18 protein-coding genes and 3 tRNA genes are annotated in these 26,256 nt (G+C 41.2%); 8 read left to right on the top strand and 13 right to left on the bottom strand.

Features of this window, described 5'->3' with window-relative positions:
- Positions 1 to 23 precede the first annotated feature (23 nt).
- From hfq to orn, 11 genes are all read right to left on the bottom strand, one after another.
- Complete coding sequence (gene hfq, locus ACRWP9_RS05295; RefSeq protein WP_434928256.1) at positions 24 to 281, bottom strand: RNA chaperone Hfq; 258 nt, start codon at positions 279 to 281, stop codon at positions 24 to 26.
- An 83-nt stretch (positions 282 to 364) separates the two neighbouring features.
- On the bottom strand, positions 365 to 1,291 hold the full coding sequence (miaA, locus tag ACRWP9_RS05290; protein ID WP_434928255.1) for a tRNA (adenosine(37)-N6)-dimethylallyltransferase MiaA: 927 nt from the start codon (positions 1,289 to 1,291) through the stop codon (positions 365 to 367).
- On the bottom strand, positions 1,288 to 3,246 hold the full coding sequence (gene mutL / locus ACRWP9_RS05285; protein ID WP_434928254.1) for a DNA mismatch repair endonuclease MutL: 1,959 nt from the start codon (positions 3,244 to 3,246) through the stop codon (positions 1,288 to 1,290). Before mutL ends, miaA begins: the two co-directional genes overlap by 4 nt.
- 2 nt (positions 3,247 to 3,248) lie before the next feature.
- A complete protein-coding gene (locus ACRWP9_RS05280) occupies positions 3,249 to 4,571 on the bottom strand; it encodes an N-acetylmuramoyl-L-alanine amidase (protein WP_434928253.1) in 1,323 nt (440 codons plus the stop codon).
- A 2-nt stretch (positions 4,572 to 4,573) separates the two neighbouring features.
- Positions 4,574 to 5,032: a tRNA (adenosine(37)-N6)-threonylcarbamoyltransferase complex ATPase subunit type 1 TsaE gene (gene tsaE, locus ACRWP9_RS05275; RefSeq protein ID WP_226411225.1), complete on the bottom strand. Its 459-nt coding sequence runs from the start codon at positions 5,030 to 5,032 to the stop codon at positions 4,574 to 4,576.
- 164 nt (positions 5,033 to 5,196) lie between these two features.
- The gene (locus tag ACRWP9_RS05270) at positions 5,197 to 5,652 is read right to left on the bottom strand and encodes a hypothetical protein (RefSeq protein ID WP_434928252.1); all 456 of its coding nucleotides are present in this window, start codon (positions 5,650 to 5,652) and stop codon (positions 5,197 to 5,199) included.
- Between the two features lie 381 nt (positions 5,653 to 6,033).
- Positions 6,034 to 6,801 carry an EAL domain-containing protein gene (locus tag ACRWP9_RS05265; protein ID WP_434928251.1) on the bottom strand — a complete coding sequence of 256 codons (768 nt, stop codon included), beginning with the start codon at positions 6,799 to 6,801 and terminating at the stop codon, positions 6,034 to 6,036.
- Positions 6,802 to 7,900: 1,099 nt separating this feature from the next.
- Positions 7,901 to 7,976 (bottom strand) — tRNA-Gly (locus tag ACRWP9_RS05260).
- Positions 7,977 to 8,007: 31 nt separating this feature from the next.
- Positions 8,008 to 8,083 (bottom strand) — tRNA-Gly (locus ACRWP9_RS05255).
- Positions 8,084 to 8,105: 22 nt separating this feature from the next.
- Positions 8,106 to 8,181, bottom strand: a tRNA-Gly gene (locus tag ACRWP9_RS05250).
- Positions 8,182 to 8,384: 203 nt separating this feature from the next.
- A complete protein-coding gene (gene orn, locus ACRWP9_RS05245; RefSeq protein ID WP_226411230.1) occupies positions 8,385 to 8,930 on the bottom strand; it encodes an oligoribonuclease in 546 nt (181 codons plus the stop codon).
- Positions 8,931 to 9,043: 113 nt separating this feature from the next.
- Between orn and rsgA the strand changes: the two genes are divergently transcribed.
- The 7 genes from rsgA to ACRWP9_RS05210 all read left to right on the top strand — a co-directional run bounded on the left by rsgA (position 9,044) and on the right by ACRWP9_RS05210 (position 17,408).
- A complete protein-coding gene (gene rsgA, locus ACRWP9_RS05240; protein WP_226411232.1) occupies positions 9,044 to 10,114 on the top strand; it encodes a small ribosomal subunit biogenesis GTPase RsgA in 1,071 nt (356 codons plus the stop codon).
- A 97-nt stretch (positions 10,115 to 10,211) separates the two neighbouring features.
- Positions 10,212 to 11,078 (top strand): archaetidylserine decarboxylase, encoded by an 867-nt coding sequence (asd, locus tag ACRWP9_RS05235; protein ID WP_226411233.1) that lies wholly within the window; start codon positions 10,212 to 10,214, stop codon positions 11,076 to 11,078.
- A 9-nt stretch (positions 11,079 to 11,087) separates the two neighbouring features.
- Positions 11,088 to 11,960 carry a DMT family transporter gene (locus ACRWP9_RS05230; protein ID WP_434928250.1) on the top strand — a complete coding sequence of 291 codons (873 nt, stop codon included), beginning with the start codon at positions 11,088 to 11,090 and terminating at the stop codon, positions 11,958 to 11,960.
- An 82-nt stretch (positions 11,961 to 12,042) separates the two neighbouring features.
- Entirely contained in the window at positions 12,043 to 12,762 is a 720-nt protein-coding gene (locus ACRWP9_RS05225) for a glycerophosphodiester phosphodiesterase (RefSeq protein ID WP_434928249.1), read from the top strand.
- Between the two features lie 135 nt (positions 12,763 to 12,897).
- Complete coding sequence (locus tag ACRWP9_RS05220) at positions 12,898 to 13,620, top strand: ABC transporter ATP-binding protein (protein ID WP_434928248.1); 723 nt, start codon at positions 12,898 to 12,900, stop codon at positions 13,618 to 13,620.
- Between the two features lie 6 nt (positions 13,621 to 13,626).
- Positions 13,627 to 16,227: an FtsX-like permease family protein gene (locus tag ACRWP9_RS05215; RefSeq protein ID WP_434928247.1), complete on the top strand. Its 2,601-nt coding sequence runs from the start codon at positions 13,627 to 13,629 to the stop codon at positions 16,225 to 16,227.
- On the top strand, positions 16,227 to 17,408 hold the full coding sequence (locus ACRWP9_RS05210) for a lipocalin-like domain-containing protein (RefSeq protein WP_434928245.1): 1,182 nt from the start codon (positions 16,227 to 16,229) through the stop codon (positions 17,406 to 17,408). Before ACRWP9_RS05215 ends, ACRWP9_RS05210 begins: the two co-directional genes overlap by 1 nt.
- A gap of 642 nt (positions 17,409 to 18,050) precedes the next feature.
- Here the strand turns inward: ACRWP9_RS05210 and fusA are convergent.
- Positions 18,051 to 20,144 carry an elongation factor G gene (gene fusA, locus ACRWP9_RS05205; protein WP_434928243.1) on the bottom strand — a complete coding sequence of 698 codons (2,094 nt, stop codon included), beginning with the start codon at positions 20,142 to 20,144 and terminating at the stop codon, positions 18,051 to 18,053.
- A 388-nt stretch (positions 20,145 to 20,532) separates the two neighbouring features.
- Positions 20,533 to 25,086 carry a biotin carboxylase N-terminal domain-containing protein gene (locus tag ACRWP9_RS05200; protein WP_434928241.1) on the bottom strand — a complete coding sequence of 1,518 codons (4,554 nt, stop codon included), beginning with the start codon at positions 25,084 to 25,086 and terminating at the stop codon, positions 20,533 to 20,535.
- A 125-nt stretch (positions 25,087 to 25,211) separates the two neighbouring features.
- Between ACRWP9_RS05200 and ACRWP9_RS05195 the strand changes: the two genes are divergently transcribed.
- Complete coding sequence (locus tag ACRWP9_RS05195) at positions 25,212 to 26,123, top strand: LysR family transcriptional regulator (RefSeq protein ID WP_434928239.1); 912 nt, start codon at positions 25,212 to 25,214, stop codon at positions 26,121 to 26,123.
- Positions 26,124 to 26,256 lie beyond the last annotated feature (133 nt).

Below are 26,256 nucleotides of genomic sequence, written 5' to 3'. Positions count from 1 at the left end.
AAGCAGTATCCTTTTTAAGTTATTTATTCCGTATCATCCTCATCAGAAGCATTTGTGCCTTGATGACTTGTCACATTAAATGGACGGGCTGGAACGACTGTCGAAATGGCATGTTTGTACACCATTTGACTCACTGTGTTTTTCAACAAGATCACGAATTGGTCGAAAGACTCAACCTGTCCCTGAAGCTTAATACCGTTTACTAAGTAGATCGAAACGGGTACACGCTCACGACGCAGAGCGTTTAAAAATGGGTCTTGTAAAGATTGCCCCTTAGCCATTTTGTAATTTCCTTTTTCTTTTTAAAATATGTAATTCAAGTTTTATTCTTTAGTTTGAGTATTATACAGTAACAGCTAATTAGCTAGCAGCATTGTCGCATAAGTGTAACTAAATTCATTTCATCGCCACTTTCTAGCCATTGCAAATCAGGCCAACTTCTCAACCATGTTAATTGACGTTTGGCTAATTGCCTAGTGGCAGCGGTAGCTTTTTCGACCATAGTCGCATGATCAACCTCATTATCAAGGTACTCCCAACACTGCCTATAACCGACACAACGCATAGATGGCATATCTAAATGCAAGTCGCCACGGGCCTTTAATTGAGCCACTTCATTGATAAAACCTTGGTCTAACATAAGCAGAAAGCGTTTTGCAATCAACCCATGTAATACCTTTCTATCGCTAGGTGCTATCGCAAATTGTATTACATCATACGGTAGTTCGGCAGACTTAATCTGAGTTAACTCTGTTATCGTCTTACCTGTGATACGAAAAACTTCTAATGCACGCGACAATCTTTGTGGATCATTTTGATGAATTCGCTCACCCGCAACTGGGTCAACTTCACACAGTTGTCGATGTAATGTCTCCCAACCTAGGCTTTCTGCCTCAGTTAAAATTTGTGCTCGTATCGTCTCATCTGCTGCGGGCAAAGGCGATAAACCGTCTAACAATGCTTTGAAATACATCATAGTACCGCCAACTAACAAAGGCGTTTTACCATGGGCAACAATTTGCTCAATCTGTTCTAGTGCATCACGACGAAAGTCAGCCGCGGAATAACTCTCACTAGGGTCTAAAATATCAATCAAACGATGTGGTGCCTGCGCCAACTCTTCTGCTGTTGGCTTTGCGGTACCAATATCCATTTGACGGTAAATCAACGCAGAATCGACTGAAATTAACTCACAGTTATGCTGCTGAGCCATTTGTATGGCCAATGCAGTCTTTCCTGAAGCTGTGGGCCCCATCAAAAAGATGATTTTTGGCCGTTCGACTTTATTCACGCGTTTTCTTTAATCCATGCTTGCCAAGGTAATGCTTTGGCATTGGCTAATATTGTTTGCTGAGTTGCCTCTGTAAGTAGACAAAACTTTTGCCAAATCGTTTGCGGGGCAACAAACTTATCGTTTGATTGCTGTGCAATCCAAAGTGCTAATGCTTCATTATTTGGCTTTACTGCTGCCATCCATTGTAATAGCTCTGGTATCACGGTGGCCAACTGGCTATCTCTCAAATATGGGGGCACTTTTTTGATAATCAACTGCCCGTAGCGAATTGTTAACTCAATACCGAGTTGACGCAAAAAAGGTTCACCCTGTTCAAGTATTAATTGCCAGTCAGGATCGGCTTTTATCGATACAGGCATTAATAGAGGCTGGCCGATTAACCCTATCGCTAATTTGTGCAAAATTTCCTGTTGAACAACTGTTTTTTGCACTTCAATAATTGGCATTAATTTTAATTCACTTTCAGACACTATGACCCAAAATTGGTTATTTAACACATTCGGCATAGGTTTTACTATTGAAGTATTTGGCAGCATACCGGCAGAATAGTGACTAGTATCTGTATTTTGGCTAACGTCATCGGATACTTGTAGAAGTTGTCCATAACTCTCAATCGTTGTTTGACTGATATGTTTATTAGGGACTTGTGTATAGGGCTTAGATGCTGGAGCTTTCTCGTTAGAATTCACATCATAACGAGGTTTAAGGTCAGATGAATATCCGCCAAATGAGCGACTTGCTTGCCCCGGAATATGCATACTACCGAATTGACTAATGCTATTAGGACGGCCTGCGACATCACTTGAAGCATGATTATGAGATAATTCAGATTCTACCGACTCTGAAAGTGAAAAGTGACCAGCAGTAAACTGCGTTTGCGGATAAGTATTCGCCGTAACAGCCTCATCACTATTGATCAGGGTTGCTGAGTTTACTGAGTCAGATACAGAAATAAAATCGAGCGCTTGCACTAAAGCAGACTGCAAAGCTTGTAATATAAAATCATGTACGTAACGTGATTGATGAAACCGTACTTCATGTTTTGCAGGATGCACATTGACATCTACTTGATGTGGGTCTAAATCTAACATCAACACATAACCAGGTTGATGCTCAACTCCTTGCTCTGCAAATGCTTGTTTTACTGCATGATTCACTAGACGATCGCGCACTAAACGGCCATTAACATAAAAATAGCTACTATCACTGATGACATTATCAAACGGCGACTGTAAATAACCTTGTAATGATAGGCCTGCATGCTCACATGACACAGTTAGCGCGTTTTCAGCAAATTGACGGCCACATATCTGACCCAAGCGTTGTTGGTGCTGAATTTCGGTGTTAGCAGGACGATATTGACGGACTAATTTGCCATTATGGGTCAAGGTGAAATGAATATCACATCTCGCGATAGCAATACGTTTTAACCATTCATCAATATGGGTAAACTCTGTTTTATCACTTTTTAAAAAACGTCTTCTTGCTGGAGTGTTAAAAAACAAGTCGACAACATCAATCGTCGAACCTTGAGGGTGCGCCGCCGGCGTCACTTTAACATCCATTTGTGAACCTTCAGCAAAGGCCTGCCAAGCTTCAGTTTGTTCTGCGGTTTTTGAGGTTAACGTCAAGCGTGCAACTGAGCTAATACTCGCCAGTGCTTCACCGCGAAAACCAAAACTCATGATGGCTTCTAAATCATCTAATGTGTGCACTTTAGAAGTGGCATGACGCGACAAGGCTAATGCAAGTTCAGCCTGGGGAATACCGCACCCATTATCACGGATGCGAATCAGCTTACTGCCGCCTTTATCGATTTCGATATCAACCCTTGTAGCCCCTGCATCTAGACTATTCTCGACCAGTTCTTTTACTACCGAAGCTGGGCGCTCAACCACTTCGCCAGCGGCGATTTGGTTTGCAAGTTGAGGGGGAAGGAGTTGGATAGCCATCATTATGCCCTTGGGATCACCAAGTGTTGGCCGATACGCACAACATCTGAACTTAAATTATTTGCCTTTTTAAGATTATTAACACTCACACCATAGCGTTTCGCGATAACCGACAAAGACTCACCGGATTGAACTTTATGCTTAGTATTGGCACTCTGAGACAGTAATGTGCCTGAAGGTGGATTGGTTTCAAAATATCGCACGACACCTTTATGAATAGCATTAGCCAGCTTTTGTTGGTGATTATAATTAACGAGTAGTTTCTCTTCACCTGGGTTTGAGATAAACCCCGTCTCAATCAAAATAGACGGAATATCCGCCGCTTTTAATACCGCCAAACTCGCCGCTTCTGGCTCTTTTTTATGAAGGTGGGTAACGCTACCAAGATCACGCAAAATATCTTTGGCAATATCATTACCCATTACCATCGAATTATTTTTCTGCATGTCGATAAGCGTTTGCACTAAATATTTTTCAACATCAGAATTTTGAATAATATCACCCACACCCCCTAGCAACTCTGAATGCTTTTCTGTTTGCTCAAGTAATCGACCTAATTCACTGTCAGCTCGGCGCATTGATAACACCCACGCCGATGCTCCTCTAGGCTGAGGCGATGTAAATGCGTCAGCATGAATAGATAATAATAAATCCGCTTTACTGCGGCGGGCTAACTCTGAGCGACGGTTTAAGTCAACGAAGTAATCTCCGGTACGCGTCATCACAGCTTGCATACCAGGAGTCGCATTAATTTTATCCGCAAGGCGTTTTGAAATATCGAGTACAACGCGCTTTTCATAAATACCTGTAGGACCAATAGAGCCTGGATCTTCGCCACCGTGCCCAGCATCAATGGCAATAACGATATTACGGTTCGTACCCGAAGAGTGGGTAGTGACTTTAGCTTTTGTTTCTGCGCTAAAGGAATCATCTAAATCCACCACCAAACGATTACCGTATGGAGCTGTTGGAGATAGCGTAAACAAGTTAGATTTTATTGGTTTATTGAGGTCCAAAACTAGCCGTAAAATACCTTTTCCAGGCGATTGACTCACCCTAATACGTTTAATTAATTTACTATTATTGCTTAATCTGTCTAATTGGACTTTATTGCTGGCATTTTTAATATCCACAACGAGTCGTTCAGGATTGGTTAGCGTAAACGATTCATACTGAGGCGCTTGCGATAAGTCAAATACCACACGAGTTGATTCTGGTGCAGCCCAAATGCGCACACTATCGAGCTCGTTAGCACTGTGTGCTGTAAACGAGGTACTTATTATTACCCAGCAGGTAAGATGAAGAATGGCTTTATGTAGAGTCATTATTATTTTAATTTTTTCAAAATTGTTTGCCCAGAAGCAGACAAAGCGTTAATTTCAATTTCTCGTTGATTATTTTTATAGCGTAAATGCAAATGAAGATCGGCATCAGGCAACATACCCTGCCCATGCTCAGGCCACTCAACCAAACAAATACTGGTTTTATTAAAATAATCACGAATTCCCATAAATTCGAGCTCTTCTGGGTCAGCGACACGATATAAGTCAAAATGAAATACATCAAAGCCATCAAACTCATAGGGCTCAACTAAGGTATACGTTGGACTTTTAACCGCACCTTTATGACCTAAAGATTGAATAATTCCGCGGCTCAAGGTAGTTTTACCTGCGCCTAAGTCTCCAGTTAAAAAAATCGTTAATGGCGGCATTAGTCCTTGAGCAATAAATTGTCCAATTGCCACTGTAGCTTGTTCATTTTCAAGATTTTTAACAATAGAAGTCATATCAAACAGCCAAAAGCATTATAAAAGAGGTTCAAAGCCACAATATACCAGAGTTCTATATTTATCTCCTACAGCTGCATGTGGCTTTTTTCAACAAATAAAAATGCCAGCAATATCATTGCTGGCATTTTTGAGTCAATCAAAAGTTAAATGCTGGCTAAAGCCTAAATATCATCCATACGAAGTACACTGTGTACTAAACGCTTCTGTTGTGTTTTCGCAACATGGATCACATCAAGCAGTGCACTTTTCGCATCATTACAAGAGGTTAATTCTGCAGTTTTTTCGAGAAACTCAATTAAACGATTTTCAAGATCAAGATGTAACTCTAACACTTGCTCTTCATCCATATTAGCTGGTAAAACAGCTTCATCACAACGCTTAATAAAATCCTCAAAAACAACATCTTGATACCAGGTATCAAGAATTTTAGCTGGCGCATCTTCAATATAGCTTTCTAGCGTATCGTGGATATGCTTCTCATGCTGCTGAAAGTATTCCAACATTAACTTCACGCGAGAAGAGTCTGCGTTACGGTGTAATCGTTTGTACAACTTGCCCATGTTTAATCGACATTTGGCAACATACTCAAGTAATTCACTTAATTGTTGAATACGCATATATCACTACCTCACTTTACAGCCTGAGATTATCAGGGATAACTTAATTAACTTCATTATTAGAAATTTCACTTAACAAGTATTTGAGCAAAGTCATATTTTTGATTGTTTGATGTTTTTATATTAGGGATTAATGAAGAAATGCGTGCTGGATCACTTAACGGAATTGAGGAAGATTTTAGGAGTATTGATGCCTTACTCAACATGGAGTGATTGGGATATCTATGGGCCCCATCGATCGTGGATACTGTTTTTGGCGATATCAAAATTTAGCGATATCAAAAATAAGGCATAATTTATAATAGGGCTAGTGTATATTTGGAACTCAGCGCTATAAAAAAAGCGCTTATATTAACCGTTGAAAATGTCTATATTCAACCTTCAAAGCATGTCGAAGTTCACTTCAGGTAAACACTTGAATCCAGGTTGCGCAAACAGGTAGCCTTGCATTAGTTTAACACCCGCCTCTTTAAGAAACAGATATTCTTCCTTCGTTTCAATACCTTCAGCTAAAGGCGTAATGTTTAGTTCAGTAAGTAAATTTAAAGTATTTATCACAATTGACTGACGCACTTTATCTTTGTCTATATTTCGAATTAATGCCATATCTAGTTTTACAATATCAGTCTGAAAATCTGCCAATAAATTAAGACCTGAGTAGCCAGAGCCAAAATCGTCTGTGGCGGTTTTAAAACCAAGCTTTTGGTAGTATTCAACAATTTCCTTTAAATGTTTGCTATCTTCAACTTTTTCAACTTCTGTGAATTCAAACATAATGTTTTCTGTTGGAAAATTATACTTTTTAGCGGCGTCTAAGGTCGTTCGAATGCAGCGCTCTGGGTTATAAATCGCATTAGGTAAAAAATTGATGCTTAGCATCGAGCTTATGTTTAACTCCGACGCTAAAGCGATCGCTTTAATACGACAAAGCTGATCGAAAACATACCGGTTGTCAGCAGTAACCTGAGACAAAATGGCATATGCTGACTCATTATTAATCCCTCTAACTAATGCTTCATAGCCATAAATGCTTTGAGTGCTACAGTCAATAATTGGTTGAAAGGCCATAGTAAAATCAAAGTCTAAATTATTTTCCTTCGCACAATTAGTACATAGCGATCGCTCAGTGTTGATCGACTCTATATTCATTAGACAACCTTTTTATTTTTTTAATTAGTTTAAGATTAGTATGCCATGAAAACATACGCAATATTTGCATAAATAGAATACACACATTCAATCGAACAACACCCATACTTCTATGAGTAGCATTATTATATTTATTTGACTAGGCCTTTAACAGGAGTTGGATAGAAGAGTTGGCCCCTTCTTGTATTTATTGGAAGTTATTCGTATAAACGACTACTTTTTTAGCCCGAGTGATGTGAAAAGATACTTGCCCTTTCACTCAGTCAACTGAGCTAATATCGCATTTCAAATTAGATATTCAAACTGAGAAAGTGATTTTGCAGCGACCCTCTCTTCATAAGGAATGGGTCGAACTGATGACCTATACCTTGGCAAACAAAAAGATATCGCAATTTTTAAAATCGCAACTGAGCTAATTTTTATTGCTATTTTGATGATGTAAAGTGGGAAAGTTTTTAAGGAGGTATGTGATTTTGGAGCGACCCTCTCTTCATAAGGAGTGCTTCGAACTGATAACCTATACCTTGGCAAACAAAAAGGTATCGCAATTTTTAAAATCGCAACTGAGCTAATTTTTATTAGCTATTTTGATGATGTAAAGTGGGAAAGTTTTTAAGGAGGTAAGTGATTTTGGAGCGACCCTCTCTTCATAAGGAGTGGTTCGAACTGATGACCTATACCTTGGCAAACGAAAAGGTATCGTAATTTTATAAATCGCAACTGAGCTAATCTTTATTGCTATTTTGATGATGTAAAGTGGGAAATTTTTTAAGGAGGTAAGTGATTTTGGAGCGACCCTCTCTTCATAAGGAGTGGTTCGAACTGATGACCTATACCTTGGCAAACGAAAAGGTATCGTAATTTTATAAATCGCAACTGAGCTAATCTTTATTGCTATTTTGATGATGTAAAGTGGGAAATTTTTTAAGGAGGTATGTGATTTTGGCGCGACTCTCTCTTCATAAGGAGTGGTTCGAACTGATGACCTATAACTTGGCAAACAAAAAGGTATCGCAATTTTTAAAATCGCAACTGAGCTAATTTTTATTGCTATTTTGATGATGTAAAGTGGGAAAGTTTTTATGGAGGTATGTGATTTTGGAGCGACATATCAGGTTCGAACTGATGACCTATACCTTGGCAAGGTATCGCTCTACCAACTGAGCTAATGTCGCATATCAAAAATCATTTTGTAAATTTAGATTTTGGAGCGACATATCAGGTTCGAACTGATGACCTATACCTTGGCAAGGTATCGCTCTACCAACTGAGCTAATGTCGCATTTCAAAATCATCTTGGAATTTGGAGCGACATATCAGGTTCGAACTGATGACCTATACCTTGGCAAGGTATCGCTCTACCAACTGAGCTAATGTCGCTTACTATTTGCTTCATTTGTAACAATCAGCAAGGTATCGTCTTTCTACCTGAACCAACTGAGCTAATGTCGCTTAATTTCAAATTCCTACTTTCTATAATCCAAAGCTTAACACTCTGTAGAAAGTTGAGGCCGCATTATAGGTAATATTTAATATGCTGCAACCCCTTTTTGCACTCTTTTTGCAAAAACTGAATCGTTTGGTTAAATTTTAAATACCTGACCACGATAATACTGCAATTCAGCAATAGATTCTTTGATGTCTTCTAATGCTTGATGGGTATTCTTTTTTGTAAAGCCATTCATAGTTTCAGGGCTCCAACGACGGACTAATTCTTTAATGGTGCTGACATCGACATTGCGGTAATGGAAATAATCTTCAAGCTCTAACATATACTTGTTCAAAAAACGGCGATCTTGGCCAATGCTATTACCACACATAGGTGATGCGCCCTTAGGAACATAGTGTGATAAAAACTCAATCGTTTGATCAATCGCATCTTGCTCACTGTGTTTACTGGCTTTAACCCGATCAATTAGACCTGACTCACCATGATGTTTTTGATTCCAATCATCCATTCCCGCTAGCACTTCATCGGTTTGATATATGGCTAAAACAGGTCCTTGGGCAATGATATTTAAATCTTGATCCGTCACTAAAGTGGCAATTTCAATAATTCTATCGACTTCAGGCTCAAGCCCTGTCATTTCAAGATCAACCCAAATCAAATTTTTCGCATCTGCAGCCATATCGTTCGCCTTATTCTATCTATTGCCCTAATTTCAGGCATTTTTATTTCATTGCGTGTATCATAATCCTTTTAAGACACAAAAAAATACCTTTAATTGATGAAGATCTCTCTGTGAGTAAAAAGAAACCCCTAAGCCAAGGCCAATTAAGGCGCATGCGTGCAAATCAATCAAAACGATTAAATCGCACCGATTCAGCCAGCGACAGTGCTGATATTCAAGATCATTTATTAACACCTGAACAAGCCGGTGTGGTGATATCTCGTTTTGGTCAACATGCTGATATTGAAACCCAAGACGGCATTATCACCCGCTGCAATATTCGCCGCGCGGTCACCAGTTTAGTTACAGGTGACAAGGTTATTGTACGTTTAGCCACTGAAGTGCAATCAAACGCCAACATTGGCGGTATTGTTGAGGCTGTTCATCCGCGAAAATCGTCCCTCACTCGCCCTGATTTATATGATGGCGTGAAAATTATTGCCGCCAATATTGATCAAATTCTTATCGTGTCATCGGTATTGCCTAGCTTTACGACCCAAATTATTGACCGTTACCTGGTGGCCTGTGAAGACACTGACATTGCACCGGTTATTGTGTTAAACAAAATCGATTTATTGAACGATGAAAACCGCCCTGAAATTGAACAAGCCTTAGCCCGCTATCGCGACATTGGTTATCAAGTTTACCAACTGAGTAGCCATACAGGTGAAGGCATTGCAGATCTTAAAGACTTACTAAAAGATAAAGTCAGTGTGTTTGCAGGACAATCTGGCGTCGGTAAATCATCGGTCATTAATGCATTAATGCCTGAAGCTGACTTACTTATCGGCGATGTGTCTGGTAATTCTGGTTTAGGTCAACACACCACTACAACCGCAAAACTATTACACTTTGCCAGTGGCGGCGATTTAATTGACTCTCCGGGTGTGCGTGAGTTTGCTCTGTGGCATTTAGATGCTCAACGAGTGGGATGGTGTTTTATTGAATTTAGAGAGTTTTTAGGCACTTGTAAGTTTAGAGACTGCAAACATGGGGATGACCCCGGATGTGCGCTACAAACGGCTTTAAAAGAAGGCAAAATTACCCAAGACAGGTTTTATAACTATAACCGTATTATTGCTAGCCTTGATGAACAGCGACATGCACGACACTTTCGTGCCATTGATGATATTTCGAAATAATGAATGTCGACGTTAATTTAGCGAAACATGTTTAAGTCACTTAATTTACCAACACATATTCATCGTACAAAACTAATAAAAAAGTAAGGAAATAAAATTGGACTCATTAAAAATTGCTTTGCAATACATCATGCCAAAACATTTTTTATCACGCTTAGTCGGTAAGTTTGCCGCAGCAGAAGCTGGGGTACTGACTACCGTATTTATTAAGTGGTTCATTAATCAATACAAAATTGACATGTCAGAAGCAGCTAAAAGTGAGCCTGAAGCTTACAACACCTTTAATGCCTTTTTTACCCGTGAATTAAAACAAGGTTTACGCCCAATAAACCAAGACGCAACCATCATGGCGCACCCAGTTGATGGTGCGGTTAGCCAATGTGGCCCAATTGAATCTGGCAACATATTCCAGGCCAAGGGGCATAGTTACACTTCGCAAGCTTTACTCGGTGGTGATAAAGCCGATGCCGACCGTTTTGACGGCGGTGATTTTGCCACTATTTACCTTGCACCAAAAGACTATCACCGTATTCATATGCCGATTACCGGCACCTTGTCTAAAATGACTTATGTACCAGGCGACTTGTTTTCAGTTAACCCACTCACCGCGCAAAATGTGCCAGGGCTTTTTGCCCGCAATGAACGTGTAGTCGCTATTTTTGAAACTGAAATAGGCCCATTAGCCATGGTATTAGTTGGCGCAACGATTGTAGCTAGCATTGAAACCATTTGGGCTGGCACAGTAACACCGCCCGGTGGCAAGCAGGTCTTTAGTTGGGATTATCCAACCACAGGCCCTAAAGCATTAACATTAGAGAAAGGCGCTGAAATGGGCCGCTTTAAGTTAGGCAGTACTGTGGTGATGTTATTTGCCCAAGATGCCATTGATACCTTCGCTGATGGCGTAGAACCTGGCGAAGTGACTCGTTTAGGTCAAGCGTTTGCAAACATTAACCTTAAATAGCGATTAAAAGTGCCTACCACTCAACCTCGCTCGGGGTTAGTTGAAGTACATCTAGCCGTATTACTGTTTGGTGGTACGGCGCTTTTTTCTAAGCTTATTCCGCTAAGTGCGCTTAACATTACCTTTTTACGCTGTATCGTCGCAGCCTTTGTTCTGGCTTTACTAGTAAAGGCCAGCAAGCAAACCCTCAAATTACGTCATAGCAAAGATTACCTTATTGCCATTTTACTCGGTGTTCTCGTGAGTTGTCATTGGGTAACGTATTTTGCCGCGATGCAATTATCATCTGTTGCCATTGGTATGATTGCCTTCTTCACTTATCCTGTGATGACAGTGTTAGTCGAACCTTTAATCAACCGTACCCAACTTAAATGGGTCGATGTAGTTTCCGGCCTAGCCGTATTGATTGGGGTCATTTTATTAATCCCCGAACCTAATCTTGATAATGACATAACCTTAGGCATTTTAGTCGGCGTGTTGTCTGCGGCGTTATTCACCGCCCGTAACCTGCTACATAAACGTTACCTCACAGGCTACAGTGGCCCGCATGCGATGTTTTATCAAACTTTAGTTGCAGTGATGTTTTTAAGCCCATGGCAAGATGTCAGTATGGCAGATCTTAATCAGCACACTGTAGGATTGGTTATTCTGTTAGGAGTGGTATTTACCGCTGCGCCGCATGCTTTATTCACTACTGCGCTGCGGTATTTAAGTGCTAAAACGGTCGGATTAGTATCCTGTTTACAACCATTTTATGGCGCGATATTGGCATTAATCGTTTTGGGTGAGCAGTTAAGCACTCAAACCTTAATCGGCGGGGCTATTATTGTGGCAACGGCATTATTTGAAACTCAACAAAGCCATAAGAAAAACAAACTTTAACCTTTCAATACTAGCCATATCTTTGTAATTGGGGCAAATTAACACCATTGTATTGTGCTTACCACCAACCAGAGAACGTACCATGCTTATATTTGCCCACCGTGGGGCCAGTGGTTATCATCCCGAAAACACTTTGGTTGCAATGCAAGCAGCATTGGATTTAGGTGCAGAAGCGATAGAACTCGATGTCCATAATGTTGAAGGGCAATTGGTGGTGTTTCATGATCGTCGCTTAGAAGGTAAGTCTAACGGTCACGGTCTTATCCGCCAATCGTCATTAAATCAATTAGCTAAGCTTAATGTTAAACACCAACCTATACCCACTTTATGGCAGGTGCTTGAACTGATTAAAGGCCGCTGCATCGTCAATATTGAGCTAAAAGGCGATAATACTGTACCGCCACTGCTGGCTTTATACCCTCAGGCTATTTCACTATTAGGCTTCAAACCCGAACAGCTATTAATGAGCTCATTCAATCATCCCTACCTTGCCCAAATCAAACAAGCATTACCCACGGCTTACGTGGCACCGCTATTGGGTGGGATCCCGCTCGATTTAGCCAAAATCGTCACAGATTTACAAGCATACTCTGCGCATATAGATTTGAGTTTTATCAGCCAAGCATTAATCGATGACGCCCACCAGCGTGGCGCTAAAGTGTATGTTTATACGGTGGATAACCCTGATGACATTCGTGCCTTAAAATCGATTGGCGTTGACGGAGTATTCAGTAATTACCCAGACAAGGCCAAAGCCGCACTGGCTGAACCCAATGGCAATTATGCAGGTTGGTTTGAATAGTGTTCTTTATAAAAATAACAACTGCTAATGAAAAAGGCCATCAAGACTAAATTGATACGCTGATCGTCAGCACCAAAAAGGACGTATTGCTTTAGACTGATATCGCACCTAAAGCGCTACAGCACAGGGATAAAAATGAGCATTATTGTTGCACTTAAAAATATCAACAAAGGTTTTAAAGACGGCGGCACATTTCATCAAGTACTTGATGACGTCAGCCTGACGTTAAGCCAAGGGCAAACAGTGGCATTAACCGGCCCTAGTGGCAGTGGTAAAAGCACTCTGCTAAACATTATTGCCGGTTTTGAAACCCTAGACTCAGGTCATTTATCATTAGCATCATCACCGGATATCCTTAGCGCACAAAATCTTAATGACACGACAAACTGGCAAGATGCACACTGGAGCCTATACCGTAGACAATGTTTAGGTGTGGTATTTCAGCAATTTAATTTACTCACACCCTTGAATGTCAAAGATAATATTAGTTTTGCATTAGCGTTAAATAATCAATCTTGGAATGATTGGTGTGATGAATTATGCCAGCAGCTTGGGCTCACTGAATTACTCTCCAGACCGGTTGAAACCTTATCCGGCGGTCAACAACAACGTGTCGCTATAGCTAGGGCATTGGCACATAAACCACCACTTTTGCTCGCTGACGAACCCACCGGAAACCTTGATGAACAGGCTGGCATGCAGGTCATGTCATTATTAACTGAACTGGCAAAGCAAGCTAATACTTGTATATTAATGGTGACCCACAGCGAACAATGCGCTCAATTTATGCAAACCCGTTGGCATTTACAGCAAGGCCATATTGTTGAAACCCATGCAACTCAAAGCCTCACGGTATAATTGCTTATGACACTTTCATTGTCCCTTATTAAGCGCTGCCTAGTGGTTTTCAGCCGCCATTATCGCCAGACCCCTATTCAAGCCAGCGCTATTTTACTCGGTATTATGCTGGCGGTAACCTTACTGATAGGCGTTAAAGCCACTAATGAGAATGCTAAACAAAGCTATGGTGAAACAACCGAATTATTGAGCCAACGGGCCAGTTTTTACCTTACCGATAAAGATCAAACTGGGATCGATGAAGCCGCTTACTTTGCCTTACGCCAAGCTGGCATTCCGGCACTAGCGGTCATTGAAGGCATAGCAAGTGATCCACAAGGGCGATCATGGAAGGTCAATGGCAGTGACATTATGGCGGCTGTGTCAATGCAACCTCACCAAGATGACCAGTCATCAAAGGCCAAGCAAACAACACCCGCAATTCCATTACAGCGCTTATTAGCCGGTAATCCTAGCGTAGTAATATCTGACAATCTTATCGAAAGAATAAATGCACTGACCCAAGAGCAGCTCATTTTAAATGATATTCCAGTAGAGATTATTCCAATAGAAGCCAGTCTCGGTTTGGGTAATAGCATGTTGGCGGATATTTCTTTTGCGCAACAATTATTAGATATGCCCGGTAAGTTAAGTTATATCGCCATCTTTTTTCCGCTTGATAAATCACCATCGGTTATCGACTCGCAGCGAACTCAAATCATTGCCGCTTTAGAACAGGCTGGATTTGATAGTCGCCAGGTACTCATAGACAATCAAGATGATGGAGAGTCTCTTAGTGCACTCACAGCAAGCTTTCATTTAAATTTAGACGCTATGAGTATGTTGGCATTTGTTGTCGGGTTATTTATTGCTTACAACGGCGTGCGCTACAGCCTAATGAAACGGCAAAGGCTGTTTATTCAGTTACTGCAAATGGGTGTAGGTCGTCATAACTTACTCATCGCGCTGATTATTGAAATTATCTGTTTGGTGATTGTCGGCAGTATTATCGGTTTTATCATTGGACTGCAATTATCCCAGTGGTTACAACCTATGGTCGCGATGACATTAGAACAAATATATGGCGCAAAATTACTGCCCGGTTTATGGCAATGGCAATGGTTTGCACAAGGATTAGGGTTAACTTTAGTTGCCTCGCTTGGAGCATGTTGGCCATTGTTATTACAATTGTCACGTATGTCCTTGGCGCAGGGTGCACTACGCCAAGCACAGTTAATACCTTATGAAAAACTGTTTAAACAACAGGCGTTAACCGCCTGTATATTATTAGCAAGTAGCGCGATACTGTTTAATTTTACCTCTCAATATAAGCACAGTTTGATATTGCTCGGTATTGTTACCATTGCCATTCCGTTATTGTTACCCATGACAATCAGCATTGGCGTGAGATTACTATTACCTTTAATGCCAAAAGGTATATGGCAATATGTGGTAGCAGAAACAAAAGAGATTATCGCGCCATTATCATTGGCGATGATGGCTATATTGCTGGCCCTTTGCGCCAATATTTCAATGAACACCTTAGTCGGCAGTTTTGAAGTCACCTTAAAACAATGGCTAGATGCCCGACTTCATGCCGATTTATATATCCGGCCTAATCCGAATGCGCTACTGGATGTTAATGCTTTTCTGGATGCCGAGCCCAAGGTGACTGCTGTTTATAAACAATGGCAGACAGAAGCTAAATTGCAACGCAATCAATCTAACCTTAGCAACATAATTCCAATTAATCTGGTCAGTCGCGATTTTTACTCGATTAAAAACACCACTGTATTTAAATCGCCAGACAATTTAGATGAGTCATTTTGGAGCGAATTTGAGCAGGGTAAAAACGTCTTCATCAGCGAGCCATTATCGATAAAATATCAACTTAATATCGGTGATAAAATCAATATTGATAAACTGAGCAAGACTACTAATAACTTATTATCAACACCCGTTGCACAGACCAATAGCGAGATGTTCACTATTGGCGGCATTTATTTTGATTATGGCAACCCCATGGGCGAGCTGATCATTTCACCCTATTTATGGCAACACTATCATTTACCGCCCAACCCCATAAGTTTGGCTGTGGATTACCAAGCCGATAATGAGCTACTTCAGCAAGCATTGATCAGTCAACAAGGACTTTCATCGGCCAGTATGTATAGTCAACAACGTATCAAAGATGAAGCGATTAAAATGTTCACCAAAACCTTCTCAATCACAGTAGTGCTTAATAGTCTGACATTGCTGGTCGCAGCCATTGGATTGTTCAGTGCTTGCATGATGCTAACTCAGGCAAGGCTAGCGCCATTAGCGCGTTTGTATGCTTTGGGGGTGAGTCGCAAACAGCTCAGAATCATGGTGACATCACAAATGATGTTAATTGTATTACTAACCTGCTTACTCGCCCTGCCAATGGGGGCAATATTAGGCTACTTATTGATTAATAAAGTCACCTTGCAAGCTTTTGGTTGGACGATTGCCATGATATGGGATTGGCAAGCTTACGGCAGAGTGGTGATGATTGCGATGCTAAGCTGCTTAGTTTCAGTAGCATTGCCGCTATATTGGCAAACCCGTAAACCGCTGATCAGCAGCTTGCAGCAGGAGACATTATAATGCGTTGCTCAAATAGCAAGTTAACAAAAATGCTGCTAACCACTTTTACGCTTATGTTACTGGGATGTCAGCCTAGTACTGAATCATCAGAAGGTACCAGTAAACCCGCTACGGGGATATCGATGGGTAAGCTTTTGGCCGCCGATGAAACCTTACTGCAATACAGCCAGGTGAGTCCCGCCAATACACTTGAATTTCCACAGGATCATCAACCCCATGAAGGTTACAGGATTGAGTGGTGGTATATTACGGCCAACTTAACCACTCAAAATGGCGAAGCCATTGGTATTCAATGGACTCAATTTCGCAGCGCATTAAGCCCACCGACTCCACCTAAGGCTCAATCTACTGATCTACATAACAATATATCACCTAAACAGTCTCCTTGGGCGACCAATCAAATGTTTATGGCCCATGCTGCGCTAACCAGTAAAAGTGAGCATTACAGCGCAGAGAAGTTCTCCCGCAGTCATCCACAATTTGCACAGGTATCCGCCAATCCGTTTGCAATTTACTTAGATAATTGGCGTTGGCAAAGTCATAACAACAGCCCATTTCCCGCCAGCTTAAATGTTGAAAGTGAGCAGTTTAGTTACCAATTGAGTTTAGACAGTCAAAGCCCATGGCAATTACAGGGTGAACAAGGGTTGAGCATTAAAAGTGCTGACGGTAAAGTCGCCTCCCACTATTACAGCCAACCTTATATAAACGTATCAGGCACAATTAACCGTAACGGTAAAACTGACATGGTCAGCGGCCAAGCCTGGTTAGACAGAGAGTGGAGCTCACAGCTATTAACAGATAGTCAGCAAGGTTGGGACTGGTTTTCTATTCGACTTGATAAAAAACAGACTTTAATGATGTTTAGATTAAGAGGTGAACAACCACAGGATAGTTTTTACAGCGCTAGACTTATGCTGGCTGATGGCAGTGGCCGTAACATTACCAGTGCAAGTCATCCCAATGACATCAGTATGCAACCTATCACTTGGCATACCAGCAAAAATACGCGCTACCCCACGGGCTGGAAAATTGATATTGAAAGCGAAAACATTCATATCACCACCCAAGCACTTAATCCCAATAGTGAAATGTTGTTGTCGACAACGTATTGGGAAGGCCCTATACAAATCGAAGGCACGCACTCAGGTGTGGGCTATATGGAATTAACCGGGTATTAATACCGAAGCTCATATTGTTAGACCAACAGCACAAACACTCCTTGATGAGTACGTTGATTTAATTAAGCCTAACCAAATGCGACAACATCTGGGTTAAATCTTGGTGATGAAGTCATAGAGGCTAATCTTCAGGGTGAAATCAAAACGCGCAAGCAATGTCCTTTTGACTGCCCCCGTAGAATGGGTAACACTCGCGGACTATCTACCTAATACATCTTTCTTTGATTTTTTCGCAGCCTTCTTTTCCTTTGCGGTTAGCAGTGGTTGCTTTTTCACATCTTTTTTACTGTCTTGTCCTTTGCTCATAATATTTTCCTTTAATAACAAATGCATTACCTAAAGTCAGCTTGAGTCAACTTGAGGACAGTTCCTAGCTTTTGGCATCAATGTAAGTTTGTGATGTCAATCAGTAGAGCAAACAGTATGAACCTAATAAAGCCCAACTGAAAGAGGTTATTGAGATTAGCTTGTCAATGGCTTGCTATGTAAGCTCGCATAAGTCTTTAACTTAAGTGCCAAGAAAATATTAATAATAATATTCTTCTGATGCACTTTTATCTTATTTTCATCATACCAAGCCAAATTTAAAGCATAAAAAAACCGCTGCCTAGGCAACGGTTTTTTTCAGCGATAAGTTAAGAATTACTTCTTAGCTTCTGCAGCTTTACGCTCTTTAACTTGAGCAACAACTTTCTCAGAAACGCTGTTAGGACATTGTGAGTAGTGAGCGAATTCCATAGAGAATTGGCCACGACCTGAAGTCATAGTACGTAAAGAACCGATATAACCGAACATTTCTGATAACGGTACTTCAGCTTTAATACGAACACCAGTCATACCAGCGTTTTGATCTTTGATCATACCGCGACGACGGTTAAGGTCACCAATTACGTCACCCACGTTGTCATCTGGGCTGAACACGTCAACGTTCATGATAGGCTCAAGAAGTTGTGGCTTAGCTTTAGCGATAGACTGACGGAACGCGCCTTTAGCAGCGATTTCGAACGCGATAGCTGAAGAGTCAACTGCGTGGAATGCACCATCAGTTAATTCAAATTCAACGTCTAACACTGGGAAGCCAGCGATAGTACCTGTGTTCATCATGCTACCAAAACCTTTCTGAACCGCAGGCCAGAATTCTTTTGGAACGTTACCACCAACAACAGAAGACTTAAACACAAAACCTGTGTTTGCAGCACCTGGACGGATTTTATAGTCAATTTTACCAAACTGACCAGAACCACCAGACTGTTTCTTGTGCGTGTAGCTATCTTCAACTTCTGCTGTGATAGTTTCACGGTAAGCAACCTGTGGCTCACCAACAATTAGTTCAACACCGTAAGTACGCTTAAGGATGTCTACTTTAATGTCTAAGTGAAGCTCGCCCATACCTTTAAGGATGGTTTCACCAGAATCTATGTCAGTTTCAACACGGAAAGATGGATCTTCTGCAATCATTTTACCGATAGCGATACCCATTTTCTCACTGCCGCCTTTATCTTTTGGCGTTACAGAGATAGAGATAACTGGCTCTGGGAATACCATAGCTTCTAGTGTACAAGGGTGCTTAGGATCACATAGAGTGTGACCAGTTTGCACGTTCTTCATACCAACGATCGCAATAATGTCACCAGCTTGCGCTGAATCAATTTCTATACGTTCGTTAGCATACATTTCAACCATACGGCCAACACGCTCAGATTTGCCAGTGAATGAGTTAAGGATGGTGTCACCCTTCTTCAAACGACCAGAATAAACACGTACGAATGTTAATGCACCAAAACGGTCATCCATAATCTTGAATGCTAATGCTTTAAACGGAGCATCAACGTCAACGATTGCGAATTCGCCATTTTCGTTACCTTCTTCGTCAGTTAGCGGTTGTGGATCAACTTCAACTGGATCTGGAAGGTAGTCAACAACGGCATCAAGCAATAACTGCATACCTTTGTTTTTGAATGCTGAACCACAGTATGTTGGGAACACAGCCATTGTACGAGTACCCGCACGGATACAACGCTTAACGTCTTCTATAGATGGTTGAACACCTTCCATATAAGCTTCTAATAGGTCATCGTCTTGCTCAAGAGCAGTTTCGATTAGCATTTCACGGTATTCTTCAACTAAGTCAACCATGTCAGCTGGCACATCAGTAATTACGAAGTTTTCTGGTAGACCAGAATCATCCCAAATGTGTGCTTTACGAGTCAATAGATCAACAACACCTGTGAACTCGTCTTCAATACCGATTGGTAAAACCATCACTAATGGGTTAGCCGCTAAAACGTCTTTAGTTTGCTTAACAACACGTAAGAAGTCAGCACCCATACGGTCTAACTTGTTTACGAAGATGATACGCGCAACTTCTGAATCGTTAGCATAACGCCAGTTGGTTTCTGATTGAGGCTCAACACCGCCTGAACCACAGAATACGCCGATACCGCCGTCAAGTACTTTAAGCGAACGATATACTTCAACAGTGAAGTCAACGTGGCCTGGAGTATCAATAACGTTGAAACGGTGATCATTCCAGAAACAGCTTACTGCTGCTGACTGAATGGTAATACCGCGCTCAGCTTCCTGTTCCATGAAGTCAGTTGTAGATTCGCCGTCATGTACTTCGCCGATTTTGTGGATCTTACCGGTTAGCTTAAGGATACGCTCGGTGGTCGTGGTTTTACCCGCGTCAACGTGAGCGAAGATACCAATGTTTCTGTATTTGGATAATTCGGTCATGATTCAACTTTAATGATTAGTTTAAGAAGTAGACGGAGCATGCGAAAAGTACCGACACACCGCACATCAGGTTATTTTAGGCGCATATTGTAAATTGGAACCATGCTGGGCGCAAATAGGAGTTGCAATATTTATGACTTTTCATCAAAAAAAATGCAAAAAAAGGCAATTAATCTATACAAAACAGCAAAATAAAAATAATTGAATATTTTTTAACCAAACAAGAAAAAAACTACCATTTGGTCAAAATATTGCAATTCACCTACCTTAAACTCAATTAAGATATTTTTTATTGAAAAATAGAGTTGATTTAAACAAAAAAATACCCGCACTTGGCGGGTATTTTTATCTGGCTTACAAGATTAACTTATATCAGTTAGCTAAGCCGTTATGCGTCAACCGGTGAGATAACAAACAATAGGTCATTTTGTGAAACTTGTTGACCGTTACTGTTTAAAATACGCTCTATACGGTATGTCTGATCTTCAGGATATAAAACTGCATCTTGACGGTTAAAGCCTGCTAATGTCACTTGCGAGAACATCTTCATAGCTTCTGTTAATGCTAATGTTTGATCCACAGTCACTATGTCGCCTTCTTTAACAAAATCAGCTTCACCCGGTGCTGGTGAAGTGTAGAAAATACCTGCGCCCTGTGCCAATACTTTCAGCTCATTACTTTCACCAACACGTAACGACTCAGTATCTACTTTAATGTTTTCTGCCGCAGCTTCCATTTCCGCAATAAGCTCTGGAATATCTAGCTCAGCCATTAAGCGTGGTAAGTAGTTAGTGTCGTATACGCCTTCATTGAAAGTGCGATCTTTAAGAATACGCTTCAACAACGGAATGTTGGTCGCAATACCTTTAATCACTACTGTATCTAAATACTCATACATTTTCTTGATAACATCTTCACGATCGATACCACGAATAATGATCTGCGCGATTAAACTGTCATAGTATGGTGATATTTCTTTACCGGCTTCAGCAATCGAAATCAGCTCCACATCATCACGCTTTGGCATCATACATTCAGTGATCATACCTGGGTTAGGCAATAGCTGCAGAATACCATGACTGTCTAAGGCGGCTTTCTCGGCCGTCACACGTACTTCCATCGCATAGCCTTGATCAACAGGCTGAAGGTTTTCAATTGAACGACCTGCGGCGATATCAAACTGTGCACTAACGATATCAATACCTGAAGTGGCTTCAGTAACAGGATGTTCAACTTGCAGACGTGTATTCATTTCCATGAAGTACACTTCATTGGCATCTAAGTTATAAATAAACTCAACAGTACCGGCGCCCATATAATCAGTTGCGACACCCAATGCACGAGTATATTCCATCACGCGTTGCTTAAGCTCTTCTGGCAACATAGTTGAACCAGATTCTTCAATCACTTTCTGGTTATTACGTTGCACAGAACAATCGCGAATACCTAATACCTTGGTATTACCGAATTTATCACGTAGCAATTGGACTTCGATATGACGTAACGAGGTGACATACTTCTCTAAATACAAGTCGCCATTACCAAATGCAGCTGCGGCTTCTGTAGCCGTTTTTTGGAATAAACCAATCATATCCTCGGCGCGTTTAACCACCTGAATACCTTTACCACCACCACCTTGTACTGCTTTAAGTAGTACAGGATAACCAATTTCAATTGCCACATTTACGGCTTGCTCAGCATTAGTCAAAATACCGTGGCTACCAGGAACAACTGGGACATTTTGTGCTTGAGAGGTATGAATCGCGTTAGACTTATTACCCATAGTGGTCATGGAATGCACACTTGGGCCAACAAAGTTGACACCATTATTCACACACAATGCAGCAAATTGCGGGCTTTCTGATAAGAAACCAATACCTGGGTGAAGCGCATCAACATCTTCGTAGTCAGCCACTCTTAACACTGAATAAGCGTTTAAGTAACTTTCATCAGAGGTATTACCACCAATACAAACCAGTTTATCGGTCTCTTTTAGCATATCCGCTGGTACAGAAGTCATATCTGGATCGGATGCAACTAATACGACGTTGATATTATTATCATGGGCTTTGCGAATTAACTTAACCGCTGTACAACCACGGGCATGAATAAGCACTGTGTTGATAGGCTTCATTAATGCACGGGGATCATTTTGAAGAATAACTTCTTCAACCTCAACCACCTCAGGCACTAATGTTGATAAGGCTTGACCAATAACGTCTTCAATACGTGCTGTTGGCAGTGGCATTAATGGATCAATACCCGTCAACAAACCGTCTAATGTGTCGCTAAATGGGTTGTACACTAAGCCCGTCATTGCACCTGGCACTTTCGACAAGTAATTCGACAGTGTCGCGGTAGACGGCAAATATGCTGGTACCACCATTTGGCCTGCAAATGGCATATTTGTGCCAGACAAATAGTAAGTTTGCACTAAAGGATGCGTTACAAAACTCGCCTGTGCGCCACCGGTACAGTCACCAAAACCAAACATCAGTACCGGTAATTCGTTATCACGAATAAAACGAGTGATACGGTCGTTTACTACAGCCATTGAGAATAGCGCCGCTGCGCCTTCTTTGGTTTGCATACCACCAGAGCTAATAAAACAGATAACCGGAAGTTTACGCTTAGCACATTCAATTAATAGCGCACTGAACTTCTCAGCGCTGGCCATATCAAATGCACCCGCTTGGAAGGCGATATTTGATACTGCCACACCCACGCGTAATTTTTTACCTTCGTGCTTAAAATCAGCAAGACCTGTTATCAAACCACATGGGCGAATTTTCTTATCAATGGCATCTTCAATAGATAAACGGAACCCAGGGAAGTTAAGCAAGTTAGCCGACATTTTGTCTGCATTAATTTCGTCAAACTGAGTAAAGAATTTGGCAACCACATTCTCCCAACCCATTTTGCCTTTTTGCTTCTCTTCACGAAGGACCTTCTGGATTAACAAATCTTGATAACCCATGGTCAAACGGTTCCAGAAATCTTTACGACGACCAATACGTACAGGGTTGATTGTCCCTGTGTATTTATCGTGCTCATCTTCACTATCGAAGTATTCTGGTAATAAACGCTCAAAGAAATAAGTCAAGATAACGAATAATGAATCGTTAAGTTGTGGGAAACCGACACTTTTCCATTGTTCTACACGGGTTAACAATTCAGCACGGTTTGATTGTGCCATAAAGTATTTAAGCCATTTGTAGAACTTGGCTTTGTCATTGGCTTCATCATTAGTTGAAAGTGCATTATCAATTGATTTATGCAGTAATTTATCAACTGATGCACGCGCCAAGCTTTTCGACATCATCGCTTCTTTCGAAATAGACGCTAAGCTGCCTACAACATTGTCATACAAAGCGTTAAAGATCAGAATATTGTGACAGTGCCAAATAAAATCTTCACGAAGTTCATCATTAACCACTACATCTAATACGGTCAGTTGATTTAGCTCAGGCCATGCGGCTTGCGTTGCTGATTTTGGTAATGACTCTAAATGCTGAATTAAGCCTTTAAAGTTGTTAGCTGCGTTACCTTTCCAACGGTGGAATAAAGACCATGCGAGGTTAAAAATTAATGCCTTACGTGCTTTTTTATAGTTCTCTTTCGGCTCACCCAAAATAAAGCGAGTAATGACGTTACGCTCAGTAGACACCTCACTGCGTTTAGTCGAGAAATTGCCCCATAACTTATTAAGGTCTTCATCGTAAACCAGCTTATCAGGGTTTGTTAACCAAGCTTGGAACACACGCTCTTGCTCTTGCTTGATACGTTCAAGCAAATCACCTTCTGGTACGCTCACTTTTGATAAACGACCATACTGCTCAAGCGAGATAGAATGGATACGGCTGCGCAAGGTCAGGTAACGTAAATATCGGTATGCACTACCAAAAATATTGTGGTGCATGGTCGGGTTGCTTGCCACAGCCAAACCGGTATTATTTTCAAGGGTAACGAGATTCTTAGACGGTGCTAAGAAACGCTGTAAACTGCGATCATAATGTTCTTTTAAATCGTCAGACTCACGCACAAAGTTCACTGCCGCACGCTCAACCGCTTCAATTGAACTAATAATGGCACGACGTAAGTTATGTTGGCGCTCATCTTTATCGCTTGGGGTGAAATCGATAATACCGTCGATACAACCTGCGGTATAAAGCTCTTCAGGCGATACCCCCACAGACTTAGCACATTCCTGCCAAGACAAGTTGTACTTACGTGCAATGCTTTGTAAACCTTGCGGTTGGATAGTATTAAAAATACCATCACGGATAGACAACAAAATGTTAGCTGCAGCCAGTGGAATAGCACCACCAGAGTAACCTGCACCAATCACAATACCCACTGTAGGTACGTCAACGTTGGCGCTTTCTGCAATGGCTTTAGAAATAGTATGTGCCTGGTTTTGACTATTGGCGATTTCACCCGCATCGGCACCTGGTGTGTCGATAAGGTAAATAATAGGCATTGATAATTCAGCAAAGTGACGGATCGCTTTGCAGGCTGCTAAATGGTGCTCAGGCATCCAAGCACCGTTAGCAGTGCTGCGCTCTTGGGCAACAAAACCAATTCGGCGAGTTCGAGTGCCGAAGTTTAACTCAACTTCAGCACGGTAGAATGATCCTAGATGGCTTTCTGCTATGATTTTACCTTTTAAATCGGCAATCATGCGTTTCGCGCCAGGGCGATTTTTGTCTTGCGACGGTAAAATAACTTTATTGACGTAGCCGTCAACATCCAAAGACGCCAAACCTTTTAAGTTTGCTTGAATCGCATCTTCAGTTAATAACCCTTTAACTTCTTCCGATAAACTCTGCTTACTATGGGCAGGAAATAACGAAAAATCTTTAGCCAGGTGTTCAGCTTGTAAAAATAATGGATCCGCTGATAGTACTTTAGTCTTGTTAGCGGGCTGCTTTTTGCTGGTCATCCTTAGATCCTCTGCGTCGTTAGCCTCTGAAATTTTTAGCCCGTAAATATAACTTTGTTAATAGGCTAATTACCATATAAACTACCTTGGACGCTTTGTTCCATAAATGAGACAGTGAGGGTAATATGCCGGATTTGAACGGTATGATGCTGTTTGCAGCGGTAGTAAGGGCTAACGGATTCTCTCAAGCTGCACGAGACATCGGACAAGCTAAATCAACAATTAGCCGTAAAGTTGCTCAACTTGAGGAAGAATTAGGGGTGCGTTTACTGCAACGTAACACCCGAAATATCAGCTTAACCCAAGTTGGCGCGCTATATTTTCAGCATTGTGAAACCATTAGCCAAGAAATTGAAGCCGCCAATGCCATCATAGAAAACACCCATAATGATATTTCTGGTTCATTAAGAATTGCCATTCCAGTGTCTTTCTCACAAGAAGTAATTGGTCACTTATGCTCTAGTTTTATGCGACTTTACCCCAATATAGAGTTAGATATTCAGTTTACCGACAGCGACATTGGCCTAGTGGGTGAAGGTTATGATATTGCCATTAAGTACGGTCCTTTACAGTCTTCTGATTTAGTTGCCAGATTATTATTTGAAAGACAACCGATTTTAGTCGCCAGCCCAAATTATATTAAAAAACATGGCGTCCCCGCTTCACCGCAAGAACTCAATCAGCACCAGGGCATATTATTAGGCACGAGTTTATCAGCGCCGATTTGGTCGGTAGGCAAAGGCAACCGTAAGTTTATGGCCACCTTTCAACGTAAAGTACGGGTTAACAGTGCAAAAATGGTTAAACGCTTTGCCTTAGATGATTTTGGCATTGCCTTATTATCCAATACCAGTTGCAAGCAAGAAATCGCCTCAGGCAATTTAGTGCCTATATTGCAAGAATGGCCAATGGATTCTATTAAAGTGTATGGCGTATATTCAAGCAGGCGACAATTAGCCTCAAATATCAGTGCCTTTTTGGACTTTATTGCTAAGCGTTACAGCAATCAAGAATCATTAAGCGCAATAATGAAATAAAGCATAAGTTATATAAGCTGGAGTTAATCCATAAACCCCTTTGCCAATAAGGGCAGTTTTTATGGTATAACCAAGTCATTAATGACGAGATTATCAATAATATTCGTCGCTATCAGCTTCTCGAGGACTGCCA

Source organism: Shewanella sp. HL-SH2, assembly GCF_051164935.1.
GTDB classification, from domain to species: Bacteria; Pseudomonadota; Gammaproteobacteria; order Enterobacterales; family Shewanellaceae; genus Shewanella; species Shewanella glacialimarina.
The sequence above is the reverse complement of the archived record's forward strand: the minus strand, read 5'-3'. Positions and strand labels throughout refer to the sequence as shown.

Coding starts and splice junctions, on each gene's coding strand:
- hfq (WP_434928256.1), bottom strand. CDS start 281: ATGGCTAAGGGGCAATCTTTACAAGACCCATTTTTAAACGCTCTGCGT.
- mutL (WP_434928254.1), bottom strand. CDS start 3,246: ATGGCTATCCAACTCCTTCCCCCTCAACTTGCAAACCAAATCGCCGCT.
- ACRWP9_RS05280 (WP_434928253.1), bottom strand. CDS start 4,571: ATGACTCTACATAAAGCCATTCTTCATCTTACCTGCTGGGTAATAATA.
- tsaE (WP_226411225.1), bottom strand. CDS start 5,032: ATGACTTCTATTGTTAAAAATCTTGAAAATGAACAAGCTACAGTGGCA.
- ACRWP9_RS05270 (WP_434928252.1), bottom strand. CDS start 5,652: ATGCGTATTCAACAATTAAGTGAATTACTTGAGTATGTTGCCAAATGT.
- ACRWP9_RS05265 (WP_434928251.1), bottom strand. CDS start 6,801: ATGAATATAGAGTCGATCAACACTGAGCGATCGCTATGTACTAATTGT.
- orn (WP_226411230.1), bottom strand. CDS start 8,930: ATGGCTGCAGATGCGAAAAATTTGATTTGGGTTGATCTTGAAATGACA.
- ACRWP9_RS05225 (WP_434928249.1), top strand. CDS start 12,043: ATGCTTATATTTGCCCACCGTGGGGCCAGTGGTTATCATCCCGAAAAC.
- ACRWP9_RS05220 (WP_434928248.1), top strand. CDS start 12,898: ATGAGCATTATTGTTGCACTTAAAAATATCAACAAAGGTTTTAAAGAC.
- ACRWP9_RS05215 (WP_434928247.1), top strand. CDS start 13,627: ATGACACTTTCATTGTCCCTTATTAAGCGCTGCCTAGTGGTTTTCAGC.
- ACRWP9_RS05210 (WP_434928245.1), top strand. CDS start 16,227: ATGCGTTGCTCAAATAGCAAGTTAACAAAAATGCTGCTAACCACTTTT.
- fusA (WP_434928243.1), bottom strand. CDS start 20,144: ATGACCGAATTATCCAAATACAGAAACATTGGTATCTTCGCTCACGTT.
- ACRWP9_RS05200 (WP_434928241.1), bottom strand. CDS start 25,086: ATGACCAGCAAAAAGCAGCCCGCTAACAAGACTAAAGTACTATCAGCG.
- ACRWP9_RS05195 (WP_434928239.1), top strand. CDS start 25,212: ATGCCGGATTTGAACGGTATGATGCTGTTTGCAGCGGTAGTAAGGGCT.